We start from the raw sequence: 12,410 nt of genomic DNA on the forward strand, positions 1-12,410 counted from the left end.
CGTCTAGCCGACCGTGATCTCCATCGGCCGTTCGACGAACAGGCCGGGGCCGCCCAGGTCCAGCGCAAGACGCCGGTTCTCGAACGCGGCCATGCCGACCAGGGCGTTGGGGAAGCCCGGCACGGCGACGTCGTCATAAATCGCGACCGCCGCCTGACGATACAGTTCGTCGCCAATGGTCAAGGTGCGCACGATGACGGTCTCGGCCCGTACCGTTCCGCCCAGCACGATGCTCTGGCCCGGCGTGCGTTCGCGGCCGTCCAGCAGGCCGGCGGCCTCGGCCGTCTCGCGCGTGACGGCCAGCACCGCCGAGGCGCCGGTGTCGATCACCGCATTGACCGTCGCCCCTTCCAGGGTGATGCCCGCCTGTAAGGCCTTGCCGGCCCGCGTCACCGGCACGGGTTTCAGCGACGACGGCGGCGTCCAGCCCTCGCGCGGCAGGAACAGGACCCGATGCTCGGCCGTGTCCAGCTCCAGCACCAGTTCACGCAATACGTCCTGACCCAGGATCAGCGCCGCACCCAATCCCTGATCGCTGGCGAGCGGCCCCAGGCCGAGGATCGCCGCGCGCAATCCGGTCAGCCGCAAGCCGCCGATCGCCACATCCAGCGTCGTCCCCCGTCCGACCTGGGCGTCGCCGCCGACGCCATAAGCCACCATCGGGATGTTGAAGACTTTGGTGAGGCCCAGGCGCTCGACCAGCGACCGGTCGATGACCGAATACTGCGCCCCCGAATCGATCAGTGCCCGCACCGGCCGTCCATTGATTGTCACCTCGACCGTCGGGGTGGGCGCGCGCGGCTCGGCATAGGGCAGCCAACCGCTGGAGCCGTTCGCGGCGAAGATGACCGTCGGCCCGCGCCAGACCACATGGTCGCGCAGCCACCAGGCCCCGCCTGCGCCGCCGGCGACCAGCCCCAGCCGGATCAGAAGATCACGTCGTCTCATGGTGCCTGACATGGACCGTCGCAGCGATCCGCGCCAGCGGGGCGATGTCGCAACCCCTCTTGCAGGACCGACGACATTACCCGTGAAGCGGCAAAAATATGCGCCTAAACCACCGCCTTCACGCCCAGACGTAGATTGTCGGGCCACAACCCGCGAAAACCCGACAAAATCGTCCAGAAACCGGGTGACGCCGCCGCTCCGTCTGGCTACGACCATCGGCGTCATGAGCACCTCCAGCACCCGCTACGTCTCGACCCGAGGCCGATCTTCCGAAACGGATTTCACCGACGCCCTGCTGCGCGGCATCGCGCCGGACGGCGGCCTTTATATGCCGACCGCCTGGCCCAGCCTGTCGCCCGAAACCTGGACCGGCGCGGCCGACTACAAGTCCATCGCGCTCCAAGCCATCGCCCCCTTCATCGGCGACGCCCTGCCCGCCGGCGCGCTGGACCGGGCGCTGGACCGCCTGACCGCCGGGTTCGACCATCCGCTGGTCACGCCCCTGGTCGAGCTGGAGCCCGGCCTGTTCGTGCTGGAGCTGTTCCACGGCCCGACCGCCGCCTTCAAGGACCTGGCGATGCAGCTGGTCGCCAGCCTGACGGACGAGGCCCTGGCCGCGTCAGGCGAGCGTCTGACCATCCTGACCGCCACTTCCGGCGACACCGGCGCCGCCGCCGTGCGCGCCTTCGCCGGCGCCAAGTCAGTCGATCTGGTCGTGCTCCACCCGCTGGACCGCGTCTCGCCGGTTCAACGCAGACAGATGACGACGGTTGAGGCCAACAATGTCCTGAACCTCGCCGTCCGCGGTGATTTCGACGACTGTCAGCGTCTGGTGAAGGGCCTGCTGGCCGACGAGGCCCTGCGCGAACGCGGCCGCCTGTCTTCGGTCAATTCGATCAACTGGGCGCGGCTGGCGGGCCAGATCCCCTACTATGTCTCAGCCACGGCCCAGCTAGGCGGGGCCGCGACCTTCGTCGTCCCGACCGGCAACTTCGGCGACGCCTTCGCCGGCATCGCGGCCACGAAAATGGGTTTGCCGTCCAACGGCTTCGTCGCGGCCGTAAACCAGAACGACGCCCTGGCCCGCGCCCTCAACGACGGCCTGTATTCGCGCCGTCCGGCGGTCGAAAGCGGCAGCGTCTCCATGGATGTGCAGGCGCCGTCCAACTTCGAGCGGCTGGTGTTCGAGGCGGCCGGCCGCGACGCCGAGGCGACGCGCGTGGTGTTCGAAACCTTCGCCCGCGACGGCGCCGTCGCTTTCACGCCGGACCTGCTGACCGCTCTTCGCGACCAGGTCTCGGCGGTCTCCATCGACGAGGACGAGACGCGCGCCGAGATCGCTCACGCCTATGAGGCCTGGGGCCGCGTCGTCTGCCCGCACACGGCCGTGGCGCTGGCCGCCGCGCGTCGGCAGGACCGCTCGAAAGGCCCCGTCGTCGCTATGTCCACCGCCCATCCGTCCAAGTTCGGCGACTTCGTCTCGAACGTCTTGAGCTTTGAACCCGAACCCGCAAACGTCATCGCCGCCCTGGGCGACAAGCCCGAGCGGTTGACAATCGTCGATGGGACGATGGAAGCGGCGCGTGACGCCGTGGCGGCCTTTTCAGGCCGCCACTAAAACGTCTTAGCGACGGCCGCCGCCGGTGAGGGCGCGCAGCAGAAGCAGGCCGACGCCGGCGACCGACAGGGTCGTGACCAGCGGACGCTTGCGCGCCTCGGCGGCGACGGTGCGGGCCTTGTCGCGGTAGTCGACGGGGACCTTCTCGACCAGGCGATCGACCGAATCCATCGCCTTGCCGAAGGTTTCCAGCGAGCGGCCCTTGGCGTCGTTATAAGCGCCTTCAACCTGCAGCTTCTGGTCGCCGACCAGCTTGCCGACGCCTTTTTGGAACTTGCCTTGCGCCTGCGAGGCGGCGCCGTTGATGGTTTCGTCAGTCATGATCTTCGTCCTCGGGGAGCGGCGCACGTCGCCGTTGCACCATCAAAATCCCGGCCAAGCTTTCGGTTCCAGCGACGAAGCCGCGCAGGCGCCTCAGGCCGGTTCGGTCGCGCGCCAGTGGTCCATCCGACGCAGGAAGACCGCCGGATCCTTGGGCGTCACCAGATTGGCGGGATCGTGGAAAATGCGGTCGTGCAGCCGGGTCACGGTGAACCGCAGGGCCGCCGCTTCGCCCAGACGCGGCAAGGCCTCCCGCTCGGCGCCGTTAAGCGGCCGCACGGATTCATAGCCGCGCTGGAAGGCCGTCAGGGCGTCCGGCATGGGTCGCCCCTCGGCGTCGAAGCCCCAGGCGGACAGGGCGATGGCGAGGTCATAGGCGAAGGCGCCGGTGCAGCCGAAATAGAAGTCGATCACCGCTGACACGGCGCCGTCCTCGAACAGCACATTGTCGGGGAAATAGTCGGCATGGATCGCCCCGCCCGGCAGATCGGTCGTAAAGGGATCGCCCAAGCGCGCCAGCGTCGCCTGGACCTGTCTCAGCAGCGCGCGATCTACCTCGGACGCCCGCCCTTCTCCCTCGACGCACCGATCCGCCAGCCGACGCCACATCGCCGGCCCGACCGGATTGGTGCGTTCCAGATGAAAATCAGCCGCCGTCAGATGAAGCTGCGCCAGCACCGCGCCCGCCGTCGCCTGATCGGCCGATGACGGCGTGCGCAGCCAGGCGCCGGTCTTCCATTCGATCACCGCCGCCGCCCGGCCGTTCAGTCGTCCCAGCCAGGCTCCCGACCGGTCCTCGATCGGCGTCGGGCAAGGAAAGCCGCGCGCCGCCAGATGCGCCGTCAGCCCCAGGCAGAAGGGCAGCGAGGCCTCGTCCGTCCGCCCCTCGAACAGGGTCAGCACGAACCGGCCGCGCGTGGTGTCCAGCCGATAGTTGGTGTTCTCCACCCCCTCGGCGATGGCCGTCAGTTCGACCAGCTCTCCGATGTCGTAGCCGGCCAGGAACGCGTCAGCGTCGGCGATAGAGACAGGGGTGAAGACGGCCATGGCCTTAGTTTAGGCCCGCATCGGCGCGCCGTGCACGCACGATCTCGGCCAGGTCCGCCAAGATGCTCTCGGTCGTGGCCCAACGCCCGGCGCCCCGGCCCCGGCAGCGCCAGACGCGGCCGTCGGCGCCGTAGACCTTCAACGCATTGCCCTCGCCGCGCAGGGTCGAGAACAGCGGATCGCCATGGTCGGCGTTCAGCGACACCGACGGGCGGATCGCCCCGTCCTTCAGATGGGCGGCGCCGATCTGGCGCACCCCGCCTGCGGCCGAGGTCGTCTCAGTCAGGTGGTCGCGCGGCACGTCGCCGTCGGGCGACCGGCCGAACGCCTCGTGGCACAGCAGCCGCACCTTGGCCGCCGCATCCAGACCTTCCAGATCTGAGGACGGGTCCTCCTCCGCAAAGCCCGCTGCCCGGGCGTCCGCCAAGGCTTCGTTGAAGGCCGCTCCGTCGCCCAGCCGTTCCAGCATGAAGTTGACCGTGCCGTTCAGCACCGCCTCGAAACCGACCACCTCGCCGGCCGCGCGAGCCGCGCGCACCGTCTCGATCATCGGCGATCCGCCCCCGACCGAAGCCGACCAGAAGATGCGCCGCCCATTGGCCTGGGCCATGGCCTGAAGGCCGCCCGGATCGCGGCTGACCGCCTGTTTGTTGGCGCTGGCGACATCACAGCCGGCCGCAAGCGCGGCGCGGATCACCGCGTGGCCCGCCTCGCCTTCCGACAGCGCCTCCAGCACGATGTCGGGCTTCTTGGCCCACAGGTCCGCCGGGTTGGAAGTGAACAACGAGGCCGGACAGTCCACGTCGCGCGCCTTTTTGGGATTGCGCACCAAGACGCCCACGACCTCGTAGCGGGAATCATCGAGCAGCTTGGCCAGCACGCCGCCGCCGACCACGCCGCATCCGGCGACCGCGACCTTCAGCGGCGGCAGGGCGGGCGCGGGGCCGGGCGGCGCCGACTTGTCGCCGATGACCGTGCCGTCGGCGCGGTCCAGGGCCGCCACCTCGATCTCGACCCCGCGGCTTTCGCCCAGGTCGATGGCGTCGTGCTGGACCAGCGCCCCGCCCAGCTTGCGCGCCACGTCCCAGGAGGCGCGGCGATAGCGCAAGGCCGGGGCCGTCTTGTCGTTGGGGTCGTGGTCGTAAAGGCCGTCCACATCCTTGACCAACCGCACCTTCTTCAGCCCCAGCTCGGCCGCCAGGAAGACCGCCGTCAGGTCCGATCCGCCCCGTCCCAGCAAGGCCACCTTGCCGTCCGGTCGCACCGCGCCGAACCCGGGCACCACCACCACCTCGTGCCGGTCCAGCGCCTGTTTCAGATGGTCGGGACGCAGGCCGCACGGGCGCGAATGCTCCGGCTCGCCCTCCGCCACGATGCCCAGCTCTCGCACCGACAGGGCGCAAGCGTCCAGTCCGATCCGGTCGCAAGCGATGGCGACTAGGGCAGCCGACTTCTCCTCGCCCAAGGCCACATAGCCGGGCAGCAGGTCGTTGGAATGGGCCAGGCCCAGCGCCCTCGCCTCGCCCAGCAGCCGGTCCGTCGCCCCGCCGAAGGCCGAGACCACCGCCACCACCTTCCGCCCCGCCCGCACATGGCCATAGACGGCCGACGCGACCAGCGGCGCCTCCGCCGGGCTGCGCAGGATGGACGAGCCGAACTTCAGAACCACCACCTCGGGCCCAACCAGGTCTGGTGAAAGCTGACTGCTGGGATCGAGGCTTTCGGATTTTTCTACGACGGCGAGTTGGGCGGACATCGGAGTTCTCGGGAAAGATCGGAATGGGGTGGGGGTGAAAAGAAAAACCCCGCCTGGCGGACCGGGCGGGGTTCGGGTTCTGCGGTTGCCGGGGTTCGGCGCGCTAAACTCGTCCCGCCCGTTCGGGCATGGTGGTGGTGCCGGTGGTACCGCCGATAATCGTGCCGCCGAGAGTCATGCCGAAACGCGTCGCGGCGAGGCCGGCGACGGTCGAAACTTCGGCGATGAGCGAGCGCTGTTGCACAGGGCAGGTCCGGTTGAAATCTGAGCCTAGGGTGATCGGAAGACCCCGACTCTGTCAAGTCGCCTTGGATGATTTTTTCGCGACAGGGCGTTTATTGTGCGTTTTCACCCCTTTGGAGTCGATGCATACCACCAATGAGGTCGAATTTTTCGCTTGACCGGCGCCGCCCGGATCATCAACGTAAAGTCACTCATCAAGACCAGCCGAGGGATTAGGCCCTTTGACGCTGGGGCAACCATCGGGTCTCACAGCTCGAAACGGTGCCAACTCCTGCGGGGTCCTTCGGGGTCGCGAGAGATGAGTGGAGCATCGACGAGACGACGCTCCACGCTCTGTCACCGCATCGAGACTTGCTGAGCGAGAACGATGCGGAACGACGATGACACTGGCCGAAACCACCCTGCTCGAAGACCCCGACTGTCGCCGCGCGACAGCCCCTACCCCTGTCCGCGAACCGACGCGTGAGCGCGGCGGCGCCCGCGACGTCATCGTTCCCATTCCCGCCGACTTCCGCCTCGCCTCGGGCGAAAAGCTGAACCAGCCCAATATCGTCGGACGCCTGCATGGCCGGATCGGCGCCCCTGTCGTCGTGGTCGCCGGCGGCATCTCGGCCGGACGCTTCGTCCACCGAACGGAGACCAACGGCCTGGGCTGGTGGTCCGGCGCCGTTTCGGTGCGCGGACCCATCGATCTGAGCCGGCTTCAGGTCCTGGCCGTCGATTTCGCCCCCGGCGCCGAGTTCCTGGACAAGGCCGTCACCATCACCACTCAGGACCAGGCGCGCCTGCTGGCCCTGGTGCTGAACCATCTGAAGATCGAGCGTGTCGCCGCCTTCGTCGGCTGCTCGTACGGCGGCATGGTCGGCCTGGCCTTCGCCGAACTGTTCCCCGACTGGGCCGAGCAGCTGATCATCGTGTCGGCCGCCCACCGCGCCCATCCCCAGGCGACCGCCTGGCGCGGCATCCAGCGCCGCATCCTGCAGTTCGCCGTCGCCGCCGGCCGTCCCGAGGAAGGCGTGGCCCTGGCGCGCGAACTGGCCATGACCACCTATCGCACGGCCGAGGAGTTCGACGGACGGTTCGACACCACTGCGCCCGCGGCTGTCGGCGGCGCCTATCCCGTCTGCGACTATCTGACGGCGCGGGGCCAAGCCTACCGGACCCACACCACCCCGGCCCGCTGGCTGTCGATGTCCGATTCTCTTGATCGCCACAGCGTGACGCCCGAGGCCATCACGACCCCCATCACCCTGATCGGCTTCACCTCCGACCGGCTTGTGCCGATCGACGACATCCGCGAGCTGGCCGCGCGGTTGCCGACCCTGTGGCGCTTCGTCGAGGCGCCCTCTCTGTATGGTCACGACGCCTTTCTGAAGGAGGACGCCTTCGTCGGCGACATCCTCCGCGCCGCCTTGAAGGATATCAAAGCATGACCGCCCGTCCCGCTAATCCGCACACCATCGCCGCCCGCACGGGCGTGGATACGGACACGGCCCACGGCGCGGTCATGCCGCCACTGTATCTGTCGTCCAACTATTCCTTCGCCGGCTTCGATCAGAAGCGGAAGTACGACTATAGCCGTTCGGGCAATCCGACCCGCGACGTGCTGGCCGAGACCCTGACCGAGCTGGAGGGCGGGGCCGGCTGCGTCATCACCGCCACCGGAATGGCGGCGGTCGACCTGCCCCTGACCCTGCTGGAGCCGGGCGACCTGCTGATCGCGCCGCACGACTGTTACGGCGGCACCTGTCGCCTGCTGAACGCCCGCGCGAAAAAGGGGCATTTCGAACTGCTGCTGGTCGACCAGGGTGATCCCGTCGCCTTCGAGGCCGCCCTGGCCCTGAAGCCCAAGCTGGTTCTGGTCGAGACCCCGTCCAACCCGCTGCTGCGTCTGGTGGACGTCGCCGACATCTGCACCCGCGCACACGCGGCGGGCGCCAAGGTCGTGTGCGACAACACCTTCCTGTCGCCGGCGCTGCAGAACCCGATCAAGCTGGGCGCCGACTTCGTGGTCCACTCGACGACCAAGTTCATCAACGGCCATTCGGATGTGGTCGGCGGCGCCGTCATCTCGGCCGACGCCGAGGATCACCAGACCCTGGCCTGGTGGGCCAACTGCACCGGCGTGACCGGCTCGCCCTTCGACGCCTATCTGACCCTGCGCGGCGTGCGCACCCTGTTCGCGCGCATCGAGCGGCAACAGGCCACGGCCGGCAAGATCGCCGAAAAGCTGGCCGCCCACCCGGCGGTCAAGGCCGTCCACTATCCGGGCCTGAAGTCCCACCCCAACCACGCCCTGGTCGCCGCCCAGCAGGCCGGCCCCGGCGCCATGCTCAGCTTCGAACTGCAAGGCGGCACGGACGCCGTGCGCGATCTGGTCGAGACCTTGGAGATCTTCACCCTGGCGGAATCGCTGGGCGGCGTCGAAAGCCTGATCGCCCACCCCGCCACCATGACCCACGCCGCCATGACGCCGGAACAGCGCGCGACGGCCGGCATTGGCGACGGCCTGGTGCGCCTGTCGGTGGGTCTGGAACATGTCGAGGATCTGATCGCCGACCTGTTCCCGGCGCTGGACGCCCTCGTGCCCGCAACCGCCGCGGCGGCGTAACTTTTTGCTTGCAGGAGGAGCCGAACCGGGGCAAATGCGCCGCCCCGGCCGCGGTCCCTTCGTCTATCGGTTAGGACGTCAGGTTTTCAACCTGAAAAGAGGGGTTCGACTCCCCTAGGGACTGCCACCGGCGGCGCCTTTGCAGCGCCCTACCCGACCATCGTCGAGCGAACGCTCCGATCCCGGATTAAGATTTCGGTAACTATTTTGTCCGGAAACGGGCAGTAAGTCTTTCGATTCACGGACTTTTTTCGGACGCAGTCAGGAACTATCCACAGGGACTGTGGTTAACCCCTCGTTAGCTCGGCGCAGAAGCGCCTCTCCCTCCTGCACCGAGATCCTCATGTTTATCGCCATCGCCCGCCCGGCGGTGGAGCCCAAAGGCCCCGACGCCGTCGCCGTCCCCGGCTCTCCCGCCATCGCCGAACTGTCGCCCCGCGCCCTGCATGCGCGCCTTCTCCAGAACGCCGCCCTGCGCCGCCTGCGCGGGCTTGAGCGCCGCAGGGAGCAGCGTCTCGATGACGCCGACTATTGGCTGCATGCCGCACCGATCGCCGTCCGGAAAGCCAGCGCCCTGCGCGAAGAGCGGAGTTTCTCGCCGATCCCCTGACAGTCGCTGCACATCCCTGAATATCCACGACGGTGATTTGGGGTTGATTTACCAACCCTCGGTATCCGACAAGAGCGGATGGGCGAAGTCGGATCGGCGCTGACATCTGCGAAGGCGATCCTGGTTACAGGCGGCGCGGGCTATATCGGCGCCCATGTGTGCGAGGCCTTGGCGGCCGCCGGCTATCGGCCCGTCACCTATGACAATCTGTCGACTGGCCGTCGCCGGTTTGTGCGCTGGGGGCCGCTGGTCGAGGGGGATGTCTGGGACGCGGACAAGGTGCGCCACACCCTGGTCGCCCACGACATCTGTGCCGTCATGCATTTCGCCGGCTCGTCCGTGGTCCCTGAATCGGTGCGCGCGCCGCTGGACTACTACCGCAACAATGTCGGCGGTCTGTTCGGCCTGTTGGGCGGGATGCGGGAAGCGGGCGTGAACCGGCTGGTCTTTTCCAGCACGTGCGCCGTCTATGGCGATCCCGGCGACGATCCGATCACCGAGGCGACGCCGCTGGCGCCCGTCACCCCCTATGGCCGCTCCAAACTGGGCTGCGAACAGATCCTGTCGGACGCCAGCGCCGCGCACGGGCTGAATGTGATCGCGCTGCGTTATTTCAACGCCAGCGGCGCCTCGGCGTCAGGCCTGATCGGCGAAGATCGGCCAGTCGAGACCCATCTGATCCCGCGCGCCATGATGGCCTTACGCGGCCAGATCGACGACTTCGCCGTTCATGGGACCGATTATCCGACGCCCGACGGCACGGCGGTGCGCGACTATGTCCACGTCTGCGACCTGGCTCGCGGCCATTTCGCCGCCCTGACGCAGTTGCTCGGCGACCGACGCGGCTTTCTCGCCTGTAATCTTGGGGCGGGTCGCGGCCATTCGGTGCGGCAGGTGCTTGAGGCTATCACGAACCATAGCGGCCTCCGCCTGCCCGACGTGGCCGGAGCACGTCGCGCGGGCGACCCGCCGCACCTAGTGTCGGACATCACCCTGGCGCGTCAGGCGCTGGGCTTTGAGCCACGCCAGTCGGACCTGGCCTCCATCGTCGCCAGCGCCTGGGCTTGGCACACCCGGCTCAGCGCAGTTCGGGCATCCGGCGGCGCAGCGAGGCTTTCAGCTTTTCGAACTTCTGCCCCGCCGACTTGGGCCTTACCCGCCGACGCAGCTCCAGCCCGCCACCCCACAGCGCATGGACCGGCGCTTCAAGATGCGGATGGCGATCATGCTGATGGACGATGGGGCTGACGCTGGCGTCGGGATTGACGACCTTGCCCCCTTCAAACCTCAGCATCTTGCCGGGCGTCAGGCCCAGCGTCGCCACGCGACCATAGTTGGGCCGCACGGTCATCGCCGTCAGACCCTGATGGATCGCCAGGTTGAAGGCCGCCTGATCGGCGCCGAACGCCCCGCCGATCTCGGATCGCGGCGTCGCCGCCAGCGACAGGATCAGTCGCGACAGGCGCGAGACGTCGGCACGCGGCCCGACGAGGGTGCCGACGCACAGACAGGCCTTGTCGGCGATCTGCCGCGCCTGCGCCTCGCCGAACAGGGCGCGTAGATACTTCATGTTGAAGGCATGATCGGCCAGCGGCGTCTCGGCTTCGACATAGGCCTCAAGACCCTCGGGCGCCGGATCGAAGGGCGTCGCCTGAAAGATCACGTCGCGCACGTCGCAGGCCAGGGCGGCGCCGGGTCGGTCGCCCAGCAAACCAGCGAAGGCCACGAACCGCTGCATCACCGGATGCGGCGCCCATCCGCGCCAGACCGGCGCATCGACGGCGGTCACCCGATGCTGGGCCAGAAAGGCGCGCATATCCGGTTCGGCGTCGACCACGAGGGCCACAGGGCCCTCGAACACAGCCCGCAGCGACAGGACGAAAGGCGCGATGTCGGCCGCGTCGTATCCGGTCGCATAGCCGACGACGACATCGCCGTCCGGCAAGGGCGTAAACCGGTGACCGACATCGAACGCCTCGGCCAGCCAGTCCAGATAGTCCGACCGAACCGCCCCCTGCTTCATGGCCTCAGCGCGCGCCCATCAGATCGGCGAACCGGTCGAACAGATACAGGCTGTCGGTCGGCCCGGGCGAGGCCTCGGGGTGGTGCTGGACGCTGAAGATCGGCTTGTCCTTGACGGCGATGCCGCAGTTGGTGCCGTCGAACAGGCTGACGTGGGTCTCGGTCACGGCGTCGGGCAGGCTGTCGCGATCGACGGTGAAGCCGTGGTTCATCGACACGATCTCCACCTTGCCGGTGGTCAGGTCCTTGACCGGATGGTTGGCGCCGTGGTGGCCCTGAACCATCTTCACCGTCTTGGCGCCCAGGGCCAGGGCCAGCATCTGGTGGCCCAGGCAGATGCCCATCAGCGGCTTGCCGCTAGCGATCAGCTTCTGGATTTCAGGCACGGCGTATTCGCCCGTGGCGGCGGGATCACCTGGACCGTTCGACAGCACCACGCCGTCGGGATTGCGGGCCAGAACCTCTTCCGCCGTCGTCGTCGCCGGGACCACGGTGATGCGTGCGCCGGTCGAGGCCAGGGCGCGCAGGATGTTGCGCTTCACGCCGTAATCAATGACCACCACGTCCTTGCGGCCTTCGGTCTTGGGGTGGCCTTCCGGCCAGTCCCACAGCCCCTCGTTCCATTCGAACGCCTGCAGGGTCGAGGCGGGCTTGGCCAGATCCAGACCGACCAGCCCGGTCCAGCCCCTGGCCTGGGCGACCAAGGCCTCCAGGTCGAAGTTTCCGTTCGGGTCGTGCGCGATGACGGCGTGGGGCGCGCCCTTGTCGCGGATGATCTTGGTCAGGGCGCGGGTGTCGACGCCGGCCAGACCCACGACGCCGCGTCGCTTCATCCAGTCGTCGAAACTGGCGTCCGAGCGATAGTTGGCCGGATCGGTCGGAACGTCGCGGAAGATGGCGCCGCGCGCCGAGGTGTCGGACCCGCCGCCCATCTGTTCGATGTCTTCGACATTGGTCCCCACATTGCCGACGTGCGGGAAGGTGAAAGCCAGGATCTGGCTCATGTAGGACGGGTCGGTCAGGATTTCCTGATAGCCGGTCATGGCGGTGTTGAAGACCACCTCGCCCAGGGCCGAGCCGACGGCGCCCACGCCGATGCCCTGCAGGATCGTGCCGTCCGCAAGCGCGAGAACGCCGGTGGCGCCCGGAAGAATCTTCGTCGTCATGGGCGCGCTCCTAAAATCGAATCCGGCCGATACGAAGGCCGAAGGCAAACGGCGGCGTCGTTAAGCCC

At 68.1% G+C, this 12,410-nt stretch carries 11 protein-coding genes, 1 tRNA gene, 1 pseudogene and 1 riboswitch; of the genes and pseudogenes, 6 read left to right on the forward strand and 7 right to left on the reverse strand.

The genetic code is table 11. The features are described 5' to 3' along the window. Window positions 1-3 precede the first annotated feature (3 nt). Window positions 4-948: a retropepsin-like aspartic protease gene (locus HNP47_RS09780; protein WP_184279402.1), complete on the reverse strand. Its 945-nt coding sequence runs from the start codon at window positions 946-948 to the stop codon at window positions 4-6. Between the two features lie 184 nt (window positions 949-1,132). Between HNP47_RS09780 and thrC the strand changes: the two genes are divergently transcribed. After that, window positions 1,133-2,566, forward strand: coding sequence for a threonine synthase (gene thrC / locus HNP47_RS09785; protein ID WP_311770066.1), 1,434 nt, complete (start codon window positions 1,133-1,135; stop codon window positions 2,564-2,566). A gap of 6 nt (window positions 2,567-2,572) precedes the next feature. Here thrC and HNP47_RS09790 read toward each other — a convergent pair whose 3' ends face one another. The 4 genes from HNP47_RS09790 to HNP47_RS09805 form a co-directional block, all read right to left on the reverse strand. Then, window positions 2,573-2,887, reverse strand: coding sequence for a CsbD family protein (locus HNP47_RS09790; RefSeq protein ID WP_055806344.1), 315 nt, complete (start codon window positions 2,885-2,887; stop codon window positions 2,573-2,575). 93 nt (window positions 2,888-2,980) lie between these two features. Continuing rightward, complete coding sequence (thrB, locus tag HNP47_RS09795; RefSeq protein ID WP_184279403.1) at window positions 2,981-3,934, reverse strand: homoserine kinase; 954 nt, start codon at window positions 3,932-3,934, stop codon at window positions 2,981-2,983. A gap of 4 nt (window positions 3,935-3,938) precedes the next feature. After that, a complete protein-coding gene (locus tag HNP47_RS09800) occupies window positions 3,939-5,690 on the reverse strand; it encodes a homoserine dehydrogenase (RefSeq protein WP_184279404.1) in 1,752 nt (583 codons plus the stop codon). Between the two features lie 103 nt (window positions 5,691-5,793). Beyond that, window positions 5,794-5,934, reverse strand: coding sequence for a hypothetical protein (locus tag HNP47_RS09805; protein ID WP_184279405.1), 141 nt, complete (start codon window positions 5,932-5,934; stop codon window positions 5,794-5,796). 187 nt (window positions 5,935-6,121) lie between these two features. Then, window positions 6,122-6,238, forward strand: a riboswitch (SAM riboswitch). 75 nt (window positions 6,239-6,313) lie between these two features. Between HNP47_RS09805 and HNP47_RS09810 the strand changes: the two genes are divergently transcribed. The 5 genes and pseudogenes from HNP47_RS09810 to galE form a co-directional block, all read left to right on the forward strand. Then, complete coding sequence (locus tag HNP47_RS09810; RefSeq protein ID WP_184279406.1) at window positions 6,314-7,366, forward strand: homoserine O-succinyltransferase; 1,053 nt, start codon at window positions 6,314-6,316, stop codon at window positions 7,364-7,366. Continuing rightward, window positions 7,363-8,544: a cystathionine gamma-synthase gene (gene metB / locus HNP47_RS09815; RefSeq protein WP_184279407.1), complete on the forward strand. Its 1,182-nt coding sequence runs from the start codon at window positions 7,363-7,365 to the stop codon at window positions 8,542-8,544. The genes HNP47_RS09810 and metB overlap by 4 nt, the downstream gene beginning before the upstream one ends. A gap of 52 nt (window positions 8,545-8,596) precedes the next feature. After that, a tRNA-Glu gene (locus HNP47_RS09820) sits at window positions 8,597-8,671 on the forward strand. 216 nt (window positions 8,672-8,887) lie between these two features. After that, window positions 8,888-9,154, forward strand: a complete 267-nt coding sequence (locus HNP47_RS09825) for a hypothetical protein (protein ID WP_184279408.1) — start codon at window positions 8,888-8,890, stop codon at window positions 9,152-9,154. A gap of 78 nt (window positions 9,155-9,232) precedes the next feature. Beyond that, window positions 9,233-10,222, forward strand: a pseudogene (gene galE, locus HNP47_RS09830) (UDP-glucose 4-epimerase GalE); the annotation flags it as partial. Between the two features lie 10 nt (window positions 10,223-10,232). On the opposite strand, the gene HNP47_RS16400 reads toward galE, so the two are convergent. Next, a complete protein-coding gene (locus HNP47_RS16400; RefSeq protein ID WP_260394773.1) occupies window positions 10,233-11,177 on the reverse strand; it encodes a hypothetical protein in 945 nt (314 codons plus the stop codon). Between the two features lie 4 nt (window positions 11,178-11,181). Continuing rightward, window positions 11,182-12,342 (reverse strand): glutamine-hydrolyzing carbamoyl-phosphate synthase small subunit, encoded by a 1,161-nt coding sequence (gene carA, locus HNP47_RS09835; protein WP_184279410.1) that lies wholly within the window; start codon window positions 12,340-12,342, stop codon window positions 11,182-11,184. Window positions 12,343-12,410 lie beyond the last annotated feature (68 nt).

It is taken from the genome of Brevundimonas vesicularis (assembly GCF_014204545.1).
Taxonomy (GTDB): domain Bacteria; phylum Pseudomonadota; class Alphaproteobacteria; order Caulobacterales; family Caulobacteraceae; genus Brevundimonas; species Brevundimonas vesicularis_B.

What these genes read in the sequence shown, in the direction of transcription:
- HNP47_RS09780 (WP_184279402.1), bottom strand. Translation starts at nt 948, where the DNA reads ATGAGACGACGTGATCTTCTGATCCGGCTGGGGCTGGTCGCCGGCGGC.
- metB (WP_184279407.1), top strand. Translation starts at nt 7,363, where the DNA reads ATGACCGCCCGTCCCGCTAATCCGCACACCATCGCCGCCCGCACGGGC.
- HNP47_RS09800 (WP_184279404.1), bottom strand. Translation starts at nt 5,690, where the DNA reads ATGTCCGCCCAACTCGCCGTCGTAGAAAAATCCGAAAGCCTCGATCCC.
- HNP47_RS16400 (WP_260394773.1), bottom strand. Translation starts at nt 11,177, where the DNA reads ATGAAGCAGGGGGCGGTTCGGTCGGACTATCTGGACTGGCTGGCCGAG.
- thrB (WP_184279403.1), bottom strand. Translation starts at nt 3,934, where the DNA reads ATGGCCGTCTTCACCCCTGTCTCTATCGCCGACGCTGACGCGTTCCTG.
- HNP47_RS09825 (WP_184279408.1), top strand. Translation starts at nt 8,888, where the DNA reads ATGTTTATCGCCATCGCCCGCCCGGCGGTGGAGCCCAAAGGCCCCGAC.
- HNP47_RS09810 (WP_184279406.1), top strand. Translation starts at nt 6,314, where the DNA reads ATGACACTGGCCGAAACCACCCTGCTCGAAGACCCCGACTGTCGCCGC.
- carA (WP_184279410.1), bottom strand. Translation starts at nt 12,342, where the DNA reads ATGACGACGAAGATTCTTCCGGGCGCCACCGGCGTTCTCGCGCTTGCG.
- HNP47_RS09790 (WP_055806344.1), bottom strand. Translation starts at nt 2,887, where the DNA reads ATGACTGACGAAACCATCAACGGCGCCGCCTCGCAGGCGCAAGGCAAG.